22 protein-coding genes are annotated in these 18,713 nt (G+C 63.5%); 10 read left to right on the top strand and 12 right to left on the bottom strand.

Annotation, left to right across the window (positions count from 1 at the left end):
* Nucleotides 1-119: 119 nt before the first annotated feature.
* Nucleotides 120-704 (bottom strand): nucleoside deaminase, encoded by a 585-nt coding sequence (locus ACE3QM_RS05215; protein WP_197081496.1) that lies wholly within the window; start codon nucleotides 702-704, stop codon nucleotides 120-122.
* Between the two features lie 199 nt (nucleotides 705-903).
* Complete coding sequence (locus ACE3QM_RS05210) at nucleotides 904-1,764, bottom strand: methionyl-tRNA formyltransferase (protein ID WP_374420719.1); 861 nt, start codon at nucleotides 1,762-1,764, stop codon at nucleotides 904-906.
* Nucleotides 1,765-2,073: 309 nt separating this feature from the next.
* On the opposite strand from ACE3QM_RS05210, the gene ACE3QM_RS05205 reads away from it, so the two are divergent.
* The 5 genes from ACE3QM_RS05205 to ACE3QM_RS05185 all read left to right on the top strand — a co-directional run bounded on the left by ACE3QM_RS05205 (nucleotide 2,074) and on the right by ACE3QM_RS05185 (nucleotide 5,505).
* Nucleotides 2,074-2,769 carry a hypothetical protein gene (locus tag ACE3QM_RS05205; RefSeq protein WP_374420717.1) on the top strand — a complete coding sequence of 232 codons (696 nt, stop codon included), beginning with the start codon at nucleotides 2,074-2,076 and terminating at the stop codon, nucleotides 2,767-2,769.
* Nucleotides 2,770-2,839: 70 nt separating this feature from the next.
* Nucleotides 2,840-3,274 (top strand): hypothetical protein, encoded by a 435-nt coding sequence (locus ACE3QM_RS05200; RefSeq protein ID WP_048410763.1) that lies wholly within the window; start codon nucleotides 2,840-2,842, stop codon nucleotides 3,272-3,274.
* A 111-nt stretch (nucleotides 3,275-3,385) separates the two neighbouring features.
* Complete coding sequence (dapF, locus tag ACE3QM_RS05195) at nucleotides 3,386-4,216, top strand: diaminopimelate epimerase (RefSeq protein WP_374420715.1); 831 nt, start codon at nucleotides 3,386-3,388, stop codon at nucleotides 4,214-4,216.
* A 69-nt stretch (nucleotides 4,217-4,285) separates the two neighbouring features.
* Nucleotides 4,286-4,939: a DUF484 family protein gene (locus ACE3QM_RS05190; RefSeq protein WP_374420712.1), complete on the top strand. Its 654-nt coding sequence runs from the start codon at nucleotides 4,286-4,288 to the stop codon at nucleotides 4,937-4,939.
* Nucleotides 4,936-5,505, top strand: coding sequence for a hypothetical protein (locus tag ACE3QM_RS05185; RefSeq protein WP_048410766.1), 570 nt, complete (start codon nucleotides 4,936-4,938; stop codon nucleotides 5,503-5,505). The genes ACE3QM_RS05190 and ACE3QM_RS05185 overlap by 4 nt, the downstream gene beginning before the upstream one ends.
* Before the next feature lie 248 nt (nucleotides 5,506-5,753).
* Here ACE3QM_RS05185 and ACE3QM_RS05180 read toward each other — a convergent pair whose 3' ends face one another.
* The 7 genes from ACE3QM_RS05180 to ACE3QM_RS05150 all read right to left on the bottom strand — a co-directional run bounded on the left by ACE3QM_RS05180 (nucleotide 5,754) and on the right by ACE3QM_RS05150 (nucleotide 12,456).
* Nucleotides 5,754-6,335 carry a YceI family protein gene (locus ACE3QM_RS05180; protein ID WP_374420710.1) on the bottom strand — a complete coding sequence of 194 codons (582 nt, stop codon included), beginning with the start codon at nucleotides 6,333-6,335 and terminating at the stop codon, nucleotides 5,754-5,756.
* A gap of 31 nt (nucleotides 6,336-6,366) precedes the next feature.
* Entirely contained in the window at nucleotides 6,367-6,924 is a 558-nt protein-coding gene (locus ACE3QM_RS05175; protein WP_048410767.1) for a YceI family protein, read from the bottom strand.
* Entirely contained in the window at nucleotides 6,921-7,484 is a 564-nt protein-coding gene (locus tag ACE3QM_RS05170; RefSeq protein WP_374420708.1) for a cytochrome b, read from the bottom strand. Before ACE3QM_RS05170 ends, ACE3QM_RS05175 begins: the two co-directional genes overlap by 4 nt.
* Nucleotides 7,485-7,756: 272 nt before the next feature.
* Entirely contained in the window at nucleotides 7,757-8,722 is a 966-nt protein-coding gene (locus ACE3QM_RS05165) for an ABC transporter permease (RefSeq protein WP_048410769.1), read from the bottom strand.
* Nucleotides 8,722-9,828 carry an ABC transporter permease gene (locus tag ACE3QM_RS05160; protein ID WP_231464709.1) on the bottom strand — a complete coding sequence of 369 codons (1,107 nt, stop codon included), beginning with the start codon at nucleotides 9,826-9,828 and terminating at the stop codon, nucleotides 8,722-8,724. Before ACE3QM_RS05160 ends, ACE3QM_RS05165 begins: the two co-directional genes overlap by 1 nt.
* Nucleotides 9,825-11,354, bottom strand: coding sequence for an ABC transporter ATP-binding protein (locus ACE3QM_RS05155; protein ID WP_048410771.1), 1,530 nt, complete (start codon nucleotides 11,352-11,354; stop codon nucleotides 9,825-9,827). Before ACE3QM_RS05155 ends, ACE3QM_RS05160 begins: the two co-directional genes overlap by 4 nt.
* Nucleotides 11,355-11,472: 118 nt before the next feature.
* A complete protein-coding gene (locus tag ACE3QM_RS05150; RefSeq protein ID WP_374420704.1) occupies nucleotides 11,473-12,456 on the bottom strand; it encodes a BMP family protein in 984 nt (327 codons plus the stop codon).
* Between the two features lie 491 nt (nucleotides 12,457-12,947).
* Between ACE3QM_RS05150 and ACE3QM_RS05145 the strand changes: the two genes are divergently transcribed.
* The 5 genes from ACE3QM_RS05145 (at nucleotide 12,948) to ACE3QM_RS05125 (ending at nucleotide 16,195) form a co-directional block, all read left to right on the top strand.
* Nucleotides 12,948-13,715, top strand: a complete 768-nt coding sequence (locus ACE3QM_RS05145) for a tRNA pseudouridine(65) synthase TruC (protein ID WP_048410772.1) — start codon at nucleotides 12,948-12,950, stop codon at nucleotides 13,713-13,715.
* Between the two features lie 21 nt (nucleotides 13,716-13,736).
* The gene (locus ACE3QM_RS05140; RefSeq protein WP_374420702.1) at nucleotides 13,737-14,585 is read left to right on the top strand and encodes a 23S rRNA (adenine(2030)-N(6))-methyltransferase RlmJ; all 849 of its coding nucleotides are present in this window, start codon (nucleotides 13,737-13,739) and stop codon (nucleotides 14,583-14,585) included.
* Nucleotides 14,586-14,752: 167 nt separating this feature from the next.
* The gene (locus tag ACE3QM_RS05135) at nucleotides 14,753-15,307 is read left to right on the top strand and encodes a thymidine kinase (RefSeq protein WP_231464722.1); all 555 of its coding nucleotides are present in this window, start codon (nucleotides 14,753-14,755) and stop codon (nucleotides 15,305-15,307) included.
* A gap of 136 nt (nucleotides 15,308-15,443) precedes the next feature.
* Nucleotides 15,444-16,022: a LexA family transcriptional regulator gene (locus tag ACE3QM_RS05130; RefSeq protein WP_231464724.1), complete on the top strand. Its 579-nt coding sequence runs from the start codon at nucleotides 15,444-15,446 to the stop codon at nucleotides 16,020-16,022.
* 17 nt (nucleotides 16,023-16,039) lie between these two features.
* Complete coding sequence (locus ACE3QM_RS05125) at nucleotides 16,040-16,195, top strand: hypothetical protein (RefSeq protein WP_231464726.1); 156 nt, start codon at nucleotides 16,040-16,042, stop codon at nucleotides 16,193-16,195.
* Nucleotides 16,196-16,654: 459 nt separating this feature from the next.
* Here ACE3QM_RS05125 and nagZ read toward each other — a convergent pair whose 3' ends face one another.
* From nagZ to ACE3QM_RS05110, 3 genes are read right to left on the bottom strand one after another with little or no spacing between them, the layout of a single operon-like run.
* A complete protein-coding gene (gene nagZ, locus ACE3QM_RS05120; protein ID WP_231464952.1) occupies nucleotides 16,655-17,743 on the bottom strand; it encodes a beta-N-acetylhexosaminidase in 1,089 nt (362 codons plus the stop codon).
* Between the two features lie 15 nt (nucleotides 17,744-17,758).
* Entirely contained in the window at nucleotides 17,759-18,148 is a 390-nt protein-coding gene (gene acpS / locus ACE3QM_RS05115) for a holo-ACP synthase (RefSeq protein WP_374420699.1), read from the bottom strand.
* Complete coding sequence (locus ACE3QM_RS05110) at nucleotides 18,145-18,708, bottom strand: metal-dependent hydrolase (RefSeq protein ID WP_231464956.1); 564 nt, start codon at nucleotides 18,706-18,708, stop codon at nucleotides 18,145-18,147. The genes acpS and ACE3QM_RS05110 overlap by 4 nt, the downstream gene beginning before the upstream one ends.
* Between the last annotated feature and the right edge of the window lie 5 nt (nucleotides 18,709-18,713).

The following is an 18,713-nucleotide window of genomic DNA, read 5'->3' as shown; positions in this document are numbered from 1 at the left end:
ATTTTCTCTTCACTAGCCCATTATCGCTTACAAAAAGATCGTAAACAGGTTCTTACAAACAACAAGCCGCTGTCGGTATCTCCCCGGCAGCGGCTATGGGTTTTTAGAGTCCATCGGATTTACTTTTTCCTATTGCGGAAGATGAGATCGGTTTGATCGGCCAGTACCCCTCCTATCAACGCCTTGGGCCGATAAAACTCTCTTGCCCTTTCCGCCACCTCAACCGCGGGAATATCAATTTGTCCGATGCCCGCATTCCGAATAGCTTGAATTGAACTAGCCCAAACCACCCTGCTGATGCCAGTCCATACGATGGCAGCCATGCACATGGCGCAAGGCTCCCCCGTTGAGTAAAGCGTGACATTCGACCATCCGGTATTGCCATGCTTATCAATGTACGCATTGATTGCATCGATTTCGCCATGCCATGTGGGATTTTTAGAGTCTGTATTCACTCCTTCCGCCAGCACCTCGCCAGTGCTGGTATTCACGATCACGGCACCAAAGGGATAAGCCGGATTCTTCGCAGAAACCTTGATGGCGCGCCGCATGAAGCGCTCATGGAAACGTTGCACCGCGATGGGCAAAGACCGGCCAGACTGCACGGAAATAGGTGAAGACTCTAATGTGCTTGCCGGCACCCAGTGGGACAAAGACATACCACCAAGCATTAAGGCGAAATTTCTACGGGAGTACGAGAGCATGATCTTTCTCCGGTGGATTTTCACGTTCAGGCGGCTGGCCGCCTCATGCCAGGAAACACCAAGCGCTGCACGGTTAGCATCACCCGGCGCTCAACTCATAAAATTAAATTATTAAGTAAAGCAGGCACAGCTTAGCATCCGCTAGCACATCGCCCAAGTCAGCACAGTCTGGCAATGCTGATCTTTTTAACAGCGCGGCTTACCCGCGCAGCCGACCACTGACGCCGCCGGCCGGATTCAAGCTCCACTCGCTGATCAGCACCATGCCGTCGGCGGCGGCCACCAGCAGGCTCAGCGCATTGGACAGGATCAGTGCACCGGGTTGATGGCCGTGTATTTCGCGCCAGGCCTGCGCGCGGTGCACATGCACGATGACACCGTTGACCATGGCCATGCATTCGAAATCGCCGAAGGCCCGCACCCGGCGCATGATGTCGGCCACCGGCTGATTGAAATTCAGCATCCGGTCTTCATCGCGCCACAGCGGCCAGTAGCTGCCGCCCTCGCCTTGCGGCTGCGCCTGCTCCCACAGCGCGGCGAAATCGCCGGCCACCCGCCCCGCCAGCCGGTACAGCGCCAGTTGCAGCTTCACGTCCAGCGATTCGTGGCTTTCGTCCGGCTGCAACGCGAAGCGCTCCTGCGCCAGCACCTCGCCGGCATCGAACTCCCGGCTCAGCCGGTGGCAGCTGCAACCCCATTGCCGATGCCCGTCCAGCAAGGCGCGCACCTGCGGATAAGGGCCGCGCCCCACCGGCAGCGGCGAGGGGTGGAAGTTGACCGCGTAGCTCAGATAAGGCTCCCAATCCGGCACCCGCCAGTTGTAACTGGCCACCAGCAACGCTTCGCAGCCTTGCTCGGCCAGTTCCAACAGATCGCGCTCGCGCATCCGCGACAGTTGCACCGGCACGCCCAGCCGCTCCGCCGTCGCCAGCGATTCCTTGTGGTGATGCATGCGGTGGTCCACCGGCGTGCAGAACAGTTTGAGCGGCTGCCAGCCTGCGTGCAGAAACACATCCAGCACGGGCTTGAAACGGTCGGACAGAGTGATGGCGAAGCGCATGGCGGCATTCCGGTGGCGGTGGGCTGTCTTGTTTATACCAAGACCATTCCACCCCAACGGCAGTCCTAATGGAAATTAACAGAATCCCCCCGGCCCGCTGGCACGGCGCTTGCATCTAAGCATTGGCCAAACCCTTGTTTTGACGCAATAACTGGCCAAACTCGCCGCAGCGCGGCAATTCCCTCCGCCAAGGCGGCATGGATTGCCGCCAATACCGGCAAACGTCGAAACCAGGGCAGCGAATGGGAGTTGAGCTGCTCCGTGAAGCTCACGACCGACACTCCATCATGACTTTGCGGGAGATCATCCATGTCAGTCAGCAACACTAGCAGCATCGACGGCGGCAGCAATGCCTGGCAACAGCGCCGGGCCATTCACCAGCAGCGCCGCCAGGATTTCCAGACCATGATCAACGATGTGCAACAGGGCAACCTCAGCGGCGCCCAGCAAGCGTTGTCCAGCCTGCAGTCCAGCTCGCCCAACGCGGTCGCGGCCAGTAGCGCCGCCAGCACGGCGGGCACGGTCAGCGCCACCGGCGCGAGCAGCGGCGGCACCCAGGATTTCGCCAGCCTGATCAACTCCATGCAGACCGACGGCAGCGTCGCCAGCAGCTCCGGCGCCAGTTCAGCCAGCGCCGGCAACAATGTGACCCTGCTGTTCAATCAGATGCTGAGCCAGCTGCAGATGAGCAGCTTCGGCGGCTCCAGCGACAGCGATGCCGACGACGCGCTGAGCGCGCTGACCGGCAATAGCGCGGCCACTTCGCCCGCCACGCTGTTCAATAATCTGGGCCAGGATCTGAGCAGCAGCAATCTGAGCCAGGCGCAGCAGGATTACCAGCAACTACAGCAGGATTTGCAGACCAGCTCGCAACAGAGCCAGCCGGCCCACCACCATCATCACCATCATGGCGGCGGCCAGGTGCAGGCGGCGCTCAACGCCTACCAGGCCAATAGCGCCACCGGCAGCAGTGGCAGCAGCAGTAGCCAGACCACCACTGGCTGAACCCCACCATGCCCCCAGGCCCGGCCTTGCGCCGGGCCTGTTTCATTTACTCTTGCAGGCGCCAACCGATATGAAAATTCACTCCGCCCCCTTCCCGCCGCCCGCGCGCGCGCAAACCGCCACATCGGCCGAAGAGGCGGCCTTCACCCCTGCTGCCGCGCCAGCCGCCCCCGAGCCGGAGCAGCAGCCGGCGCCAACCAGCCGGCCGCGGCTGGACATGGCAACCCTGGTCCGCCTGCTGCTGATGCAGATGCAGCTCAAGCTGAGCCAACCCGGCGACGCCGCCGAGGACACGCTCAAGCTGGCCACCGGGCAGGAGGCGGCGCCGGCCTCGTCCGGTTCGTTGATCGACGATGTCGGCCAGGCCGCCGCCAGCGGCGCGCAGGACGTGGCCCAGCAGGCGGCCACCGCCGAACAGCCGATGACGCCATCCGCCGCCGGCGCGGCGCTGCAGGCCTACGCCGCGCCCGCCTCGCCGTCCAGCAAGCCGCTGGCCAGCGTTTGAGCGCGGCGGCGCGCGCCGCCGGTACCTCTATCTACGCCTCTGTGCTAACCTGCCCTATTATTGGCGGCCCGTCACGGGGCCGCCCATTCACGCAGGATCAGGCGCGCTCCGATGAAATTGCACTTCACCAAAATGCACGGCCTCGGCAACGACTTCATGGTTGTCGATGGCGTCCGTCAAACCGTCTCCCTTAGCGCCGAGTGCATCCGCCAGCTGGGCGACCGCCACTTCGGCATCGGCTTCGATCAATTGCTGCTGGTGGAGGCCGCGCAAGCCGCCGGCCATGATTTCCGCTACCGCATCTTCAACAACGACGGCGGCGAGGTGGAGCAATGCGGCAATGGCGCGCGCTGCTTCGCCAAGTTCGTGTCCGACCGCGGCCTGACTTCCAAATCCCGCATCCTGGTGGAAACCGCCAAGGGCGTGATCGCGCCCGAATACCTGGGTGACGGCCAAGCGCGAGTGGACATGGGTCGGCCGCGCTTCGCCCCGGCCGAAATTCCGTTTCAGGCCGAATCCGAGGCGATATGCGACGATTTACAAGTCGGGGACGCCATCTTGTCCATCAGTGTGGTGTCGATGGGGAACCCCCACGCGGTGCAGGTAGTCGCAGATGTAGCCCTGGCGCCGGTGACGCAGTTGGGCGCGGCGATTGAAAACCACCCGCGCTTTCCACAGCGGGTCAACGCCGGCTTCATGCAGGTAGTGGCGCGCGATGAGATTCGCTTGCGCGTGTTCGAGCGCGGCGCCGGCGAAACGCTGGCCTGCGGCACCGGCGCCTGCGCGGCGGTGGTGGCCGGCATCCGTCGCGGTCTGCTGGAGCGGCGCGTGCGGGTGCATACCCGCGGCGGCGAGCTGACGGTGGAGTGGCCGGCCGACGACGCCGCCGTCACCATGACCGGACCCGCCGTCACCGTGTTTCAGGGCGAGATCGATATTTGAATGCCGCCGCCGGTTTGCCGCCGGCGCCGCGCGCGACAACAACAGCGTTGTATTAAGGGGTTATGAATCATGCAGACAGACGATGTGCTGGCGTTTTTGGACCAACATCCGGACTTTCTCGCCCACCATGCCGAGCGGCTAGGCCTGAAGCCCGGCGGCGCGCCACAGGACCGCGTGGTGGTCTCGCTGGCCGAGCGCCAGTTGCTGGATCTGAAGGACCGCAATCGTCAGCTGGAGTCGCGTTTGCAGCAATTGGTGCGCCATAGCGAGGCCAACGACCGCATCATCGCCAATGCCCACCAACTGGCGCTGAGCCTGCAGGCCTGCCGCAGCCTGCAGGATGTGCTGAACGCGCTGCCAGCCTGCTTTGTCGAGCATTTCAAGCTGGAGCGCATCGCGCTGCGGCTGTGGCACCCGGCGGCGGAGTCCGCCGGCGCGGTTTACGATGCCCGCAACGAGGTGGCCGCGCTGGCGCGCAATCTGTCCGCGCCCTATTGCGGCCCCTACGTCAACGATGATGTGCTGGCCTGGTTCCCCGCCACGCCGGTGCTGCAATCCTTCGCCCAGCTGGCGCTGCGCGACGCCACCGGGCAGACCATCGGCCTGCTGGCGCTGGCGTCCGATGACGCCCAGCGCTTCACTTTCGACATGCACACCCATTACCTGGCCCAAATCGGCGAGCAGGTGTCCGTGGCGCTGATCCGCGTCCTGGAGGCGCAATGACGGCGACGCCCACCGGTTGGTTTCTGCTGGCGCTGATCGCGCTGTTCTATCTGCACATCCTGTGGCGACTGATCGCCAGCCGTGATGGCATCGCCCAGGCCTGTTTCGCGGCGTCCTTCTTCATCCTGGCGCTGGCCTTCCGCAAGGATGTGTTCCTCACCGCGTTGTCGCCGGTGTTGCTGCCCTTCTGTTACGCCTATGCCTGGCTCGGCATCGCCGCCGTGCTGTGGTCGGCCAGCAGCCTGCGGGTCAGCCGGCTTGGCCTGGCCTTTCCCGAACGCCAGCCGCAACTGGCGGCGCTGATGGCCAGCCAGCTCAGCCTGCACCTGGGCATCGTCGCCTTTTCCCGCGTGCTGGACTGGCGGCCGCTGCTGTCCTACTTGATGGCGCCGCCCTTGATCGTCGTGGTCAGCTATCTGGGCTACCGCACCCTGCTGTACGTGATGCGCCATCAGCCGGAGGCGCGTCTGCCGTGGCCGGTGTTCGCCGGCATGACGCTGATCAGTCCCCTGCTGGTGATGTGGCTGGCCGATTGGTTGGCGCCCATCGTGCTGGGCATGACCTGAGCCGCCGCGCCACGGCAGCGATGAAAAAACCCGAGTCTTTCGACTCGGGTTTTTTGATGCCGGACAGCGCATCGGCGCTCTATCCATCGAGCTTAGCGCCTGTTCAAAGTCTCGCTGGCTAGAGCGAGACAAGGCGAAAGTCGCTGAGAAAGCGGAATGTACACGTGGTACATGAGCATTTCGAAGCGAGTTTCAACGCCGTATCGCCGACGCTCAGCAGACATTGAACAGGTTCTTAGGACAGCTTCTTACTTCTTGCCTGCCTCAATGGCGATGGTCAGCTGCAGGTCATCACCCACCGCCGGCACATAGGCGCCCACGCCAAACTCGCTGCGCTTGATGGTGGCGGTGGCATCCGCGCCGCACCACGGCTTCTTGGCCATCGGGTGGGAGTCCACGCACTTGAAGTTGGTCACGGTCAGCGTCACCGGCTTGGTCACGCCATGCAAGCTCAGTTGGCCGTCCACCGCCGCCAGCTTGTCGCCATTGAAGGTGAACTTATCGGATTTGAACGTGATGGTCGGGTATTTTTCAACGTCCAGGAAGTCCGGGCTGGCGATGTGCTTGTCGCGCGCCGCCCAGCCGCTGTCATGGCTGGCGGTCTTGATCACGATGTCCACCGAGCCGGCTTTCTTGGCCTGGTCCAGCACCACGGTGCCCTTGGTGTCGTTGAAACGGCCGCTCAGCGTGGAGAAGCCCAGATGGCTCAGCGAGTAGCCGGCATGGGTATGCGAGCTATCCACTTCGTAAGTAACCGGGGCGGCTTGCGCGCTGCCCAGCACGCCCAACGTCATCACGGCGGCAAACAGGGTCTTGATCTTGGTCGTCACGTCGATTTTCTCCAGGGAAAGAATGGCAAGATCACTTGCCGGTCAGAACGAATTTATATTTGACGGTCACCAGGTCGGCAATCGCCTCGGTATCATCCCAAGCGCCATCGCCCACCTTGAACTGCAGGCGCTGCACGGGGAAGCTGCCTTGCAGCGTGGTTTCACCGCCGGCGCTGCTGGCGGTGAACTGGGACACCACTTCGCGGCTGATGCCCTTCAGGCTGAGCGTGCCGCGGGTTTCGAATTTGCCGCCGCCCAGCGCCTTCACCGATTTGGCGGTGAAGCTGGCCTTGGGCAAGCTCGCGATATTGAAGAAGGACGCGCCGCGCACCGTGGTATTGCCGTCGGCGCTACCCACGTCCACGCTGCCCAAGTCCACGGTGAACACCGCCTTGGTGGCCTCAGGCTTGGCCGGGTCGAAACTGACGTTGGCGGCGAAGCTCTTGAAGCGGCCCTCGGTCGGCACATTCATTTGCTTGAAGCTGAAGCCCAGCGTGCTCTTGGCGGCGTTCAGCGTTTGCGCGGCCTGGGCCGGCGCCATCGTCAGCGCCACGGCGGCGCTCAATGCGAGTGAAGTCAGAAATTTCATGCTTGAGTATCTCCTTTGCGACAGGATGGCAGCATCCGCGCCAGCGTGGCGTCGCGATCGATGAAATGATGCTTCAGAGCCGCCAGCGCGTGCAGACCGACGATGGCGACGATGGCGTAGGCCATCAGCGCATGGCTCCAGCCCAATACATGGCCCAGCGCCTCGTTCTTGTCCACCAGGTCCGGCAGTTGCACCAGGTTGAACCACACCACCGGATAGCCCTTGGCCGAGCTCATCAGCCAGCCCACCAGCGGCATGGCCAGCATCAGCGCGTATAGCAGCAGGTGAATCAGGCCGGCGGCCTTGAGCTGCCAGGCCGGCTGTCCCGGCAGCGGCGCCGGCGCGCCGCGGCGCGCGCGCCAGATCAGGCGCAGCACGGCCAGCGCGAGCACGCTGATGCCCACCCATTTGTGCCAGGCGATCATGGACGCTTTCAGCTTGAAGCTGGCCGGCGAGGTGATCTGCATGCTGTTGAAATACCAGCCCATGATCAGGGCGGCGACGATCAGCACGGCGATCAGCCAGTGCAAGGCGATTTGAGTGGGGCTGTATCGTTGCATCGAGTTCCTTATTCCGTATCGGCGGCAAAGCCGCGCCTGTCATACCGTTGAATCATAAAAGAGCGCCCAATGCGCTGATAGCGAAATTATTAGCGCGATAAATTCAAATTTTTTGAACGAGTTTGCTTAGGCGCAACGACAGACGATATTAAGAATCATTATGAATGGAGAAGTCCCTCAAGGTTCCCTGCATGGGATATATAACAAAAAACCGCCAGGGGCAAAGCCCGCTGGCGGTTTTAACCTGACTGAAAAGCCGGTTTATCGTTGGTTTAACGGCTCTTGACGAAGGGAATGCCTATCGCCTTGGGCGCCACCGCGCGGCCGACGAAGCCCGCCAGCAGCAGCACGGTCAGCACATAGGGGATCACCGCGATGGCTTGCGACGGGATCTGACCGATGCCCGGCAGCGCCACGCCTTCCAGGCGGATCTGAATGGCGTCGGCAAACGCGAACACCAAGCAGCCCAGCACCGCCGGCAGCGGCTTCCATTTGCCGAAGATCAGCGCGGCCAGCGCCAGAAAGCCCTTGCCCGCCGTCATTTCCTTGATGAAGCTGCCGGTCTGGTACACCGACAGATAGGTGCCGGCGATGCCGCACAGCACGCCACCCCAGAACAAGGCGGTGTAGCGCACCTTGGCCACCGAGATGCCGGCGGTGTCCGCCGCGTGCGGGTTCTCGCCCACCGCGCGCAGACGCAGACCGAAGCGGCTCTTGTACAGCACCCAGGTCACCAGCGGCACGATCAGGAACAGAGTCAGATACACCAGAATGCTGTGGCCGGACAGCAGCTTGCTGTACAGCTGGCCCAGCAGCGGCACATCGCGCAGCTCATGGGCGAACGGCAGCACGATCTCGTGGAAACGGCCCTCGTCCGGCAGCTGCGGGGTGTTGCCGCCCTGCTGGAACCAGGCCAGGCCCAGCACCGGGGTGATGCCGGAGGCGACGGTGTTGAGCGCCATGCCGGAAATCAGCTGGTTGCCGTTGTAGGTGACCGACACGAAAGCATGGATCATCGCCATCGCCACCGAGGCGGCGATGCCGCAGGCCATGCCTATCCACGGGTTCTGAGTGGTGAAGGCCGCGGCGGCGGCGGCGAAGGCCGCCACCAGCATCTTGCCTTCCAGGCTGATGTCGACCACGCCGGAGCGCTCGGAGAACATGCCGGCCATCGCGGCCAGGATCAGCGGCGTGGCCACGCGCAGCGTGGAATCGAGCAGGCTGAAGAAGATTTCCATTATTTGTCGTCCTTGCGCTTGAACAGGCCGGCGATGAACGGCTCGAACAGGTTTTCCAGCGCGCCGCAGAACAGGATGATCAGGCCCTGGATGAAGATGATCATCTCGCGGGTGATCATCGGCTTCTCGAAGGACAGATCTGAGCCGCCCTGGGTCAGCGCGCCGAACAGCAGCGCGGACAGGATGATGCCCACCGGGTGATTACGCCCCATCAGCGCCACGGCAATACCGACGAAGCCGACGCCATTGGTGAACATCACGTTCATGCGGTGGGCGGAACCCATCAGTTCGTTGACCGCGGCCAGGCCGGACAGCGCGCCGGACACGCACATGGCGATGATGATGACGCGGCTGACGCTCATGCCGGCGTAGCGGGCGGCCGGTTCGCTAGTGCCCACGGTGCGCAGCTCGAAGCCCCAGCGGCTATGCCACACCACCAGATAGAACAGCGCGGCGGCCAGCAAGGACATCACGAAGGTCAGGTTCAGCGGCGAGGTGGGAATTTCCACGCCGAAACGCGCCGCCACTTCATGGATGGCGGGAATCCACGCCGCCTGGCCGAATTCGCGCGTGGTCGGGTTCTGCGAGCCGGCCTCGATCAAGTGATGGCTGATCAGGTACAACATCAAGGAGTAAGCGATGAAGTTGAACATGATGGTGGTCACCACGATGTGGCTGCCCCGCTTGGCCTGCAGCCAGCCCGGCACAAAGGCCCAGGCCGCGCCGAAGCCCATTGCCGCCAGAATGGCCAGCGGCACCAGCACCGCCGGCGGCAGGCTGTGGTCGAAGCCCAGCACCACCAGGGTGACGCCCAGGCCGGCCAGATAAGTCTGGCCTTCGCCGCCGATATTGAACAGGCCGGCGTGGAAGGCGGTGGCCACCGCCAGGCCGGTGAAGATGAAGCCGGTGGTGTAGAACAGGGTGTAGCCTATGCCCTCGCCGTAGCCGAAGGCGCCGTTGATCAGCAGCTTCAGGCATTCCCAAGGGTCTTCGCCTATCAGCCAAGTGACCAGACCGGTCACCAGCAGCGCCGCCATCAGATTAAGCGCCGGCAGCACCGTCAGCTGCGCCCAGCGCGGCAAGGTGGAAGGTTGTCCGAATTTCAATGCTTGTGCCCTCCCATCAGCAGGCCCAGCGAAATGGTGTCGGCGTCCTTGGCCGCCACTTCGCCGGTGATCTGTCCGCCGGCCATGACCAGGATGCGGTCGGCCAGCGCCAGGATTTCTTCTAGTTCAACCGAGACCAGCAAAATGGCCTTGCCCTCGTCGCGCAGTTCCACCAGCCGCTTGTGAATGAATTCGATCGCGCCGATGTCGACGCCGCGCGTCGGCTGGCCGATCAGCAGCAGGTCCGGATTGGCGTGGATTTCCCGCGCCAGCACCACTTTCTGCTGATTGCCGCCGGAAAGCAGGCCCACGCGCAGCAGCGGGTTGCCCGGACGGATGTCGAATTGCTGGATGAAGTCGCGGGTACGCGCCAGCAGCCGCTTGCGCGAATACCACGGGCCACGGCCCAGGCCGGCTTCGCCGTGATAGCCGAGAATGGCGTTTTCATAGCTGGAGAAGGCCTTGACCAGGCCCTCGCGCGAGCGGTCTTCCGGCACGTGGGCAATGCCCAGCTTGCGGTAGAGCGCGGCGCGCGGCTGGCCGCCGCAACGGCGGCGCAGCAGATCCTCGCCCTTGTAGACCATCTCGCCGGCATTGGGCTCGCGCATGCCGGCCAAGACTTCCAACAGCTCGGACTGGCCGTTGCCGGACACGCCGGCGATGCCGACGATCTCCCCGGCGCGCACTTCGAAATTCAGCTGGTCCAGCAGCTTGACCGCACGCGCGTCGGTCAGGCACAGATTCTTGACGCTGAGCACCGCCGCGCCCGGCTCGCGCTCGGCCTTGTCCACCTTCAGGCTGACCTTGCGGCCCACCATCAGGTCGGCCAGCTTTTCCTTGTCCACGTCGCAGGTGGCGACATTGGCCACCACGGTGCCGGCGCGCATCACGCTGACGCCGTCGGTGATGTCCATCACCTCGCGCAGCTTGTGGGTGATCAGGATCACGGTCTTGCCCTGCGCCTTCAGCGAACGCAGGATGTGGAACAGGTGGTCGGCTTCCTGCGGCGTCAGCACCGCGGTGGGCTCGTCCAGAATCAACACATCGGCGCCGCGGTACAGCGCCTTGAGGATTTCCACCCTTTGCTGCAGGCCCACGCCCAGATCGCCCACCAGCGCGTCCGGGTCCACCTCCAGCGAGTAATTGCGGTTGAGCTCTTTCAGATGCTCGCGGGCCTCGTCCAGCCCCTTCTTCAGCACCAGGCCGCCTTCGGCGCCCAGCACGATGTTTTCCAGCACGGTAAAGGTGTCCACCAGCATGAAATGCTGATGCACCATGCCTATCCCCAGCTCGATCGCTTCCTGGCTGTTGCGGATAGGCGCTTCCTTACCGTTCACCCGGATGGAGCCGCTGTCGGCCTGGTAATAGCCATACAGAATGCTCATCAACGTGGATTTACCGGCGCCGTTCTCGCCGATAACGCCATGGACGGTGCCCTTGGCGATTTTCATCGTAACGTCACGGTTGGCTTTGACGGCACCAAAACTCTTGTTGATGCCCGCCAGCTCAATGGCAAACTCGGTCATGCTTGTTCTTGTTCCCTGGTTAGGGCCAGCCTGACTCCGTTCCGGCATGAACAAACAGGCACGATGGAATGCATCGTGCCTGCCTCCCCGAAACGGATCAGGGAAAACTCCGCTCGGCTTATTGCACCGGGCAGCTGTTGTTGGTGCGGTAATCCACCACCTTGATCTTGCCGCCGATGATGTCAGCCTTGGCCGCGTTGATCTTCTTCTCCATCGCCGGAGTGATCACCTTGCGGTTGTTGGCGTCCAGCGCCCAATCCACGCCGGCGTCCTTCAGGCCCAGCACCTTGACTTCCGGCTTCCAGGAGCCGTTCTTGGCGTCCTTGAAGGTGTTGAACACCGCCACGTCCACGCGCTTGACCATGGAGGTCAGCACCGAGCCGGGGTACAGGTGGTTCTGGTTGCTGTCCACGCCGATGGAGTACTTGCCGGCGGCCTTGGCGGCTTGCAGCACGCCCAGGCCGGTGCCGCCGGCGGCGGCGAACACCACGTCCACGCCGCGGTCGAACTGGCTCTTGGCCAGCTCAGTGCCGCGCGCCGGGTCGTTAAAGGCCTGCGGGGTGGTGCCGGTCATGTTCTGGATCACGCTGGCGTTCTTGTTGGTGAACTTGACGCCCTGCACATAGCCACAGCCGAAGGCGCGGATCAGCGGCACGTCCATGCCGCCGACAAAGCCCACCTTGCCGCTCTTGGAAGCCATCGCGGCGGCCACGCCGGTCAGGAAGGCGCCTTCTTGTTCCTTGAACACGATGCTCTGCACATTGGAACCTTTGGCCACCGCGTCGATCAGAGTGAACTTGACCTTGGGGAACTCCTTGGCCACGGTTTCCACCGCCTGGGTGAAGGAGAAGCCGATCGCCACCACGATGTCGGCGTCACGGCGCGCCATATTGCGCAGCAGCTGTTCTTTTTGCGCTTCGGACGCGATCTGGCCGTCGCGGTAGTTGATCTTGAATTCCTTCTTGAAACGCTCGGCGCCGTTGTACGCGGACTCGTTGAAGCTCTTGTCAAACTTGCCGGCCATGTCGTAGACCACGGCGGGCGAGAATTCTTTGGCGAAGGCGGAAGTGGACAACACCGCGGCCGCTACGGCAAAGCTCATTCGTTTCAGCTGGATTTTCATCTCTATGACTCTATGGAGTTTGTTGGTCAACCCGCACGCCGATCACCCCCTGTGGTTCCCGTGCCGTGCAGCGAAGCAAGGCGCCTGCCAACCTCGCGTCATGTAGCGTCGCGACTACATATTCAGTTGCGCAGATGCGGTCCCGCCGCGCCCCGGTGCAAACGGGTCGATACCGGCATGGACGCCGCCCTGTCATTCTTGTTTGAGCGCGGCGAATTGTAATGACGCACCCATGGACTGTAAACAACTTCCTCTCTACTTTGAAATATCATGTCGCAACAAATGCCGACAAAGCCGCGAGCCCCGCGGAGAAACGCCAACAGCATGTCAAAATGCTGTGGTTTTTACGTAATCGAAGCGTAAGACATAAAATTACACCCCAAGAGCATTCCCCGCTGCCGGGGCAGCCTTCCAAAGCCGGCCGGCAGCGCCTACAATGCCGGCCTTCCCCATCCGTTTCAAGCCGCCCCATGCTGCCGATTCTTTACCGCGACGACCGGCTGATCGCCATCCACAAGCCCTCCGGCCTGCTGGTGCACCGCACCGCGCTGGACCGCAACGAAACCCGCTTTGCCGTGCAGTTGCTGCGCGACCAGATCGGCCAGCGGGTCTACCCGGTGCACCGGCTGGACAAGGGCACTTCCGGCGTGCTGTTGTTCGCGCTGGACAAGGATATGTGTCGCGAAATGAGCTGGCAGTTCGAACGCCAGCAGGTGGACAAGCGCTATATCGCCGTGGTCCGCGGCCACAGCGATGACGCCGGCCGCATCGATTACCCGCTGAGCCGCCGCCCGGACGACCTGGAATGGATAGGCGAAACCGTGGACACCACGCCGCAGGCCGCCGTCACCGACTACCGCACGCTGGCGCGCATCGAGCTGCCGATCGCGGTCGACCGCTACCCCAGCAGCCGCTACAGCCTACTGGAGCTGACACCGCACACCGGCCGTCGCCACCAGCTGCGCCGCCACCTCAAGCACATCGCCCACCCCATCATCGGCGACGCCACCCACGGCAAGGGCCGCCACAATCGCATGTTCACCGAGCATTTCGGCAGCCAACGCCTGCTGCTGGCCTGCGTCGCGATGCGGCTGAGCCTGCCGGACAGCGGCCAGCCGCTCTTGCTGCAAGCGCCGCCGGCCGACGACTTCATGCGGCTGGTGGAACAACTGGGCTGGCGCGCCGCGCTGGAGGACGCGCTGCGCGGCCACGCCGAATCCGGTACAATTCGCAGCTGACAAACGCCATACCCCGCAGCCATGCTCAGTTACCGCCACGCCTTCCACGCCGGCAACCACGCCGACGTGCTCAAGCATCTGATCCAGATCGAACTCCTGAACTACCTGGGCCAGAAAGCCAAGCCCTACTGGTATATCGACACCCATGCCGGCGCCGGCGCCTATTCGCTGGTGGAAGGCTATGCCACCAAGAACGCCGAATTCGAATCCGGCATCGCCCGCCTGTGGCAGCGCGACGACCTGCCGGAAGCCGTCGCCAACTACGTCGAAGTGGTGCGCAGCTTGAACGCCGACGGCGAACTCAAGCTCTACCCCGGCTCGCCGTGGTGCGCGGCGGAAGTGATGCCGGCCAGCGACAAGCTACGCCTGTTCGAGCTGCACCCCACCGACCACCAACTGCTGGCCGACACCTTCGCCGACGCCGGCCGCCGCGTGCAAATCCAGCAAGCCAACGGCTTCGAGGCGATCAAGGCGATCCTGCCGCCGCCGCCGCGCCGCGCGCTGGTGCTGATCGATCCACCCTACGAGGACAAGCGCGATTACCAACACGTGATCACCGCGCTGAAGGAAAGCCTGAAGCGCTTCGCCACCGGCGTCTACGCGGTCTGGTACCCCTGCCTGCAGCGCGCCGAGATGAAGGAACTACCCAAGGAAATGAAGAAGCTGGGCGCCAAGAACTGGCTGCGCGCCGAATTGCACGTGCAAAAGCCGTCCAGCGACGGCTTCGGCATGCACGGCAGCGGCATGTTCATCCTCAACGCGCCATGGACGCTGCCGCAGACGCTGCGCGAAGTGCTGCCCTACCTCGCCCGTCATCTGGCGCAGGACGCCGGCGCCAGCTATGTGCTGGAAACCGGCGGCGACCTTTAAAGAACCTATTTACGATCTACTGCGCGTCGTGGAGCGTTACACGGTGAGTACGGCTTCAGAATGCTCATGTACCTCTTGTACACTCCGCTTCTTCAACCGTTTTCGCCTTGTCTCCCCTTAGCTCGCGAGATCGTAAACAGGCCCTAAGCCCCAGCGAGAACCCATCGATGGCAAAACTCTTTTTCCGCTACGCCGCGATGAACAGCGGCAAGAGCACCCAGCTGCTGCAGATCGCCAACAACTACGAATCCATGGGCAAGACCGTGGCGCTGTTCACCAGCGCGATGGACGACCGCTACGGCTTCGGCAAGATCACCTCGCGCCTCAATCTGCAGCGCGACGCCCGCACCTTCTCGCCGGAGCTGAACTTCCTGGCCGAGGATTTCGGCCAGACCGCCTGCATCCTGATCGACGAAGCCCAGTTCATCACCCCGGAGCAGGTGCACCAGTTGCATGAACTGGCCCATACCCGCAACATCCCGGTGATCTGCTTCGGCCTGCGCACCGACTTCCGCGGCGACCCCTTCGTAGGCTCCGGCATGCTGCTGGCGCTGGCCGACGAGATCGAAGAGATCAAGACCATTTGCGAATGTGGCAAAAAAGCCACCATGCACATCCGCATCGATGCCGACGGCCATCGCGTCAAGGAAGGCCCGCAAGTGGAAATCGGCGGCAACGCCCGCTACCGCGCGGTTTGCGCCCGCTGCTTCTATCAACTCTGAAGCAGCGCCCCTCCGCCGAAACCCGCCCGCGCCAGCGGGTTTTTTTACGCCCGCGGATTGCTGCCCTCAAAAAAAACTTGCCCTGGAGTTTGATAATGTACACAATCAAATCTGCTTGCATTACAGAGGATTAGCCATGAGCCACGGAGGCAAACGCAGCGGCGCTGGCCGCAAGTCCAGCTACGGCGGCGACAAGACCGTCGCCCTCCGCGTGCCGGAACCGCTGAAGCCGGTGCTGGAAGACTGGCTGCGCGATTACCGCAGCTGGCGTACCGCCAACAGCGCCCACGCCGACGATGTACGCACCCTGGCGCGTCAGCTCAGCGAGTTGTCGCTGCCGCTGTTCGCCAACAGCGTGCCGGCCGGCTCGCCGGTGGCGGCGGACGACCTCAAGGAAGACGACGTGGACCTCAACGCCAGGCTCGCGCCGCGACCGGGCAGCACCTTCCTGGTCACGGTCAAGGGCGAATCCATGTTGGGCGCCGGCATCCACGACGGCGACCTGCTGGTGGTGGACCGCGCGGCGGAAGCGCGCAACGGCAAGGTGGTGGTGGCGGCGCTCAATGGCGAGCTGACGGTGAAGCGGCTGGAAAAAACCGCCAAGGGCCTCCGCCTGCTGCCGGAAAACCCGGAATTCCAGCCGATTCCGGTGCCGGAAGACGCCGCCTTCCATATCTGGGGCGTCGTCACCAACGTCATCCACAAAGTGGACTGAACCTTCGGGAGAACAGCATGGCACACACTCAAGCGCAGTACGACAGCATCAAGATGAAGTTCATGGACTGGCGCCGCCTGCCGCGCGCCTTCCGCGCGGTGATCCAGGGCCAGCCGCAAGTGCTGGTGAGCCGCCCGGGACGCGACTTCTACGTGCCGGTGCAGTTTGTTTAGCCACCTTTATTAGCCACGGAAACGCACGGAAGACACGGAAAAAGACACCTCCTTCGGCCAGGAAACCCACGAAACCTTCTACCGTCTTTGGTCCGTGTTTTTCCGTGTGTTTCCGTGGCAAAAGAAACCACAGACCTTGCCTGCTCCCATGGCCTTCCGTGGCAAAAGACGTTTTCCGCCCCCCCCCTTAAGAGCGGCTAACATTGTCAGTTTCACGGCTGAGGCAAGGCGCGCCGACGCAGGCAGTACTTGAGTACGACAAGTCGGCGCAACGCAGCATCAGGAATTTGTTAGCCGCTCTAAGAGCCTGTTCAAAGTCTCGCGAGCAAGGGCGAGACAAGGCGAAAACGAGCGAAAAAGCGGAATGTACAAACGGTACATGAGCATTTTGAGCTCGGTTTCAACGCCGTATCGCCGAAGCGCAGCAGACTTTGAACAGGTTCTAAGCAAGCGTCACGCTTAATTGGCCTCACCCACATCCGGCCCGCGCATCGCGTCCGCCGGCATGGTCAAACGCTCCACCTGGGCACGCGCCGCGGCGAAGGCCGGACCGGCCAGCTCCGCAGCCCAATCCGCCGCCCGGCCGGCCATGCGCTCCAAGCGCCGCGCCAGTTCCGGCTGCGCCGGCGGCCGCAGATGGGCCAGGATCAGATCGGTCTGCTGGGGATCATTGCAGACCAGCACCATATCGCAACCGGCGGCCAAGGCCGCGTCGGCGCGCTGCACAAAGCTGCCGGCGCCGGCCGCACCCTCCATGTCCAAGGCATCGGAGAAGATCACGCCGTCAAAACCCAGCCGGCCGCGCAGCACCTGCTGCAGCCACACCTGCGAGAAGCCGGCCGGCTGTGCGTCCACCGCTGGATACAGCACATGCGCCGGCATCACCGAACCCATGCCGGCCGCCGCCAGACGGCCGAAAGGGATCAAATCGTCCGCTTCCAGCTCGGCCAGGCTGCGACCGTCTTCCGGCATCAGATGATGACTATCGCCCTCGACGAAGCCATGGCCGGGGAAGTGCTTGCCGCAAGTGGACATGCCGCCGCGCGCCAGGCCGCGCTGCAAAGCCTCGGCCAGTTCCGCCACAATGGCCGGGTCGCGGTGGAAGCTGCGGTTGCCTATCACCGCACAGCGCCCCCAATCCAGGTCCAGCACCGGGGTGAAGGACAGATCGATGCCGCAGGCGGACAATTCGGCGGCCAGCACATAGCCGACGTTCTCCGCCTGCACCAAGGCCGCCGCGCGATTCTGCTCCCACATCCGGCCCAGCACCTGCATCGGCGGCAGGCGGGTGAAGCCATCCAGGAAGCGCTGCACCCGGCCGCCCTCGTGATCCACCGCGATCAGCAGATGCGGGCTGCGCAGCGCGCGAATTTCCGCGGTCAGCGCCTTCAGTTGTTCGATGTCCTGGAAATTGCGGCGGAACAAAATTACCCCGCCCACCAGCGGATGCGCCAAGCGCCGCTTCTCTTCATCCGTCAGCCGCAGGCCGGCCACGCCCGCCATCACCGGCCCGCGCGGCAAGGCCGCGCTCTGTTGAGTCTGCTGCATCGGTTTGCTTTCTCTCTAGCCGGGCGCGGAGCGCTCCAGCACTACAAAAGCCAGCGCATGGCCGCGCTCGTCGCTGATGGACAGATGACGCGCGCCCACGCCGCGCTGGCTTAAAAATTCGTCCAATTCCGGGCTTAGCGCCAATAGCGGCTTGCCCCATTCATCATGCTCGACCCAGATCGCGGTCAGCAATACCGGCGCGCGCACGCCGGTGCCCAGCGCCTTGGCCAAGGCCTCCTTGACCGCGAAGCGCTTGGCCAGGAAGCGCGCCGGATCAGCGCTGGCGGCGAAAGCCTGCTGCTCGGCCGGCGCCAGCATGCGCCGACCCAACTTGAGGCCCCAGCGCTGGAACATCACCCGCATGCGCTCGATTTCCACCAGATCGGTGCCTATGCCGTAAATCATCGTCCGCCCTCCCCGTGCCTGCGCAGCCATGCCGCGCGCGCCAGCCACAGCAGCAGACAGGGCAGCCAGACGTACAGCAGCTCCGAGCTCAGCACCCGCAGACCCTTGGCGCCCAGCCAGCGATGCAGCCTCAGCGGCGAGCCCTCGATAGGCCGCCAGTCGAACAAGAAGCGGCCCTGGTGCCAAGGCATCGCCAGCGCCGGCCCATGGGTGGCGTCGGTCCACATATCCAGCAGCGCATGGGAAGCCACCACCAGGCTCAGCACGACAAAGGCGCGCAGCGGCCCCAAACCCAGCCGCGACCACCAGCGTTTGCCGAGCACGGCCAGCACGCCGCCGGCGATCAAGGCCAGCGTCAGCGAATGGGAAACGCCGCGATGCCCCCAGGGGCTGGCATAGGGAATGCCCAGCTTGAAGGTGATCACGTCCAGATCCGGCAGCATCGCCGCCGCGCCGCACAGCAGCAGCCAGCCGGCCATGCCGGGGGCGCGCAGCGGACGCGGCGCGCACAGGCCGGCCAGCGTCGCGCCGGCCAGGGCATGGGTGATGACGGTAGGCACAGCGC

It is taken from the genome of Chromobacterium sp., assembly GCF_041912965.1.
Lineage (GTDB): Bacteria > Pseudomonadota > Gammaproteobacteria > Burkholderiales > Chromobacteriaceae > Chromobacterium > Chromobacterium aquaticum.
The sequence above is the reverse complement of the archived record's forward strand: the minus strand, read 5'-3'. Positions and strand labels throughout refer to the sequence as shown.

Coding starts and splice junctions, on each gene's coding strand:
- ACE3QM_RS05215 (WP_197081496.1), bottom strand. CDS start 704: ATGCTCTCGTACTCCCGTAGAAATTTCGCCTTAATGCTTGGTGGTATG.
- ACE3QM_RS05210 (WP_374420719.1), bottom strand. CDS start 1,764: ATGCGCTTCGCCATCACTCTGTCCGACCGTTTCAAGCCCGTGCTGGAT.
- ACE3QM_RS05205 (WP_374420717.1), top strand. CDS start 2,074: ATGTCAGTCAGCAACACTAGCAGCATCGACGGCGGCAGCAATGCCTGG.
- ACE3QM_RS05200 (WP_048410763.1), top strand. CDS start 2,840: ATGAAAATTCACTCCGCCCCCTTCCCGCCGCCCGCGCGCGCGCAAACC.
- dapF (WP_374420715.1), top strand. CDS start 3,386: ATGAAATTGCACTTCACCAAAATGCACGGCCTCGGCAACGACTTCATG.
- ACE3QM_RS05190 (WP_374420712.1), top strand. CDS start 4,286: ATGCAGACAGACGATGTGCTGGCGTTTTTGGACCAACATCCGGACTTT.
- ACE3QM_RS05185 (WP_048410766.1), top strand. CDS start 4,936: ATGACGGCGACGCCCACCGGTTGGTTTCTGCTGGCGCTGATCGCGCTG.
- ACE3QM_RS05175 (WP_048410767.1), bottom strand. CDS start 6,924: ATGAAATTTCTGACTTCACTCGCATTGAGCGCCGCCGTGGCGCTGACG.
- ACE3QM_RS05170 (WP_374420708.1), bottom strand. CDS start 7,484: ATGCAACGATACAGCCCCACTCAAATCGCCTTGCACTGGCTGATCGCC.
- ACE3QM_RS05165 (WP_048410769.1), bottom strand. CDS start 8,722: ATGGAAATCTTCTTCAGCCTGCTCGATTCCACGCTGCGCGTGGCCACG.
- ACE3QM_RS05155 (WP_048410771.1), bottom strand. CDS start 11,354: ATGACCGAGTTTGCCATTGAGCTGGCGGGCATCAACAAGAGTTTTGGT.
- ACE3QM_RS05150 (WP_374420704.1), bottom strand. CDS start 12,456: ATGAGCTTTGCCGTAGCGGCCGCGGTGTTGTCCACTTCCGCCTTCGCC.
- ACE3QM_RS05145 (WP_048410772.1), top strand. CDS start 12,948: ATGCTGCCGATTCTTTACCGCGACGACCGGCTGATCGCCATCCACAAG.
- ACE3QM_RS05140 (WP_374420702.1), top strand. CDS start 13,737: ATGCTCAGTTACCGCCACGCCTTCCACGCCGGCAACCACGCCGACGTG.
- ACE3QM_RS05135 (WP_231464722.1), top strand. CDS start 14,753: ATGGCAAAACTCTTTTTCCGCTACGCCGCGATGAACAGCGGCAAGAGC.
- ACE3QM_RS05130 (WP_231464724.1), top strand. CDS start 15,444: ATGAGCCACGGAGGCAAACGCAGCGGCGCTGGCCGCAAGTCCAGCTAC.
- ACE3QM_RS05125 (WP_231464726.1), top strand. CDS start 16,040: ATGGCACACACTCAAGCGCAGTACGACAGCATCAAGATGAAGTTCATG.
- nagZ (WP_231464952.1), bottom strand. CDS start 17,743: ATGCAGCAGACTCAACAGAGCGCGGCCTTGCCGCGCGGGCCGGTGATG.
- acpS (WP_374420699.1), bottom strand. CDS start 18,148: ATGATTTACGGCATAGGCACCGATCTGGTGGAAATCGAGCGCATGCGG.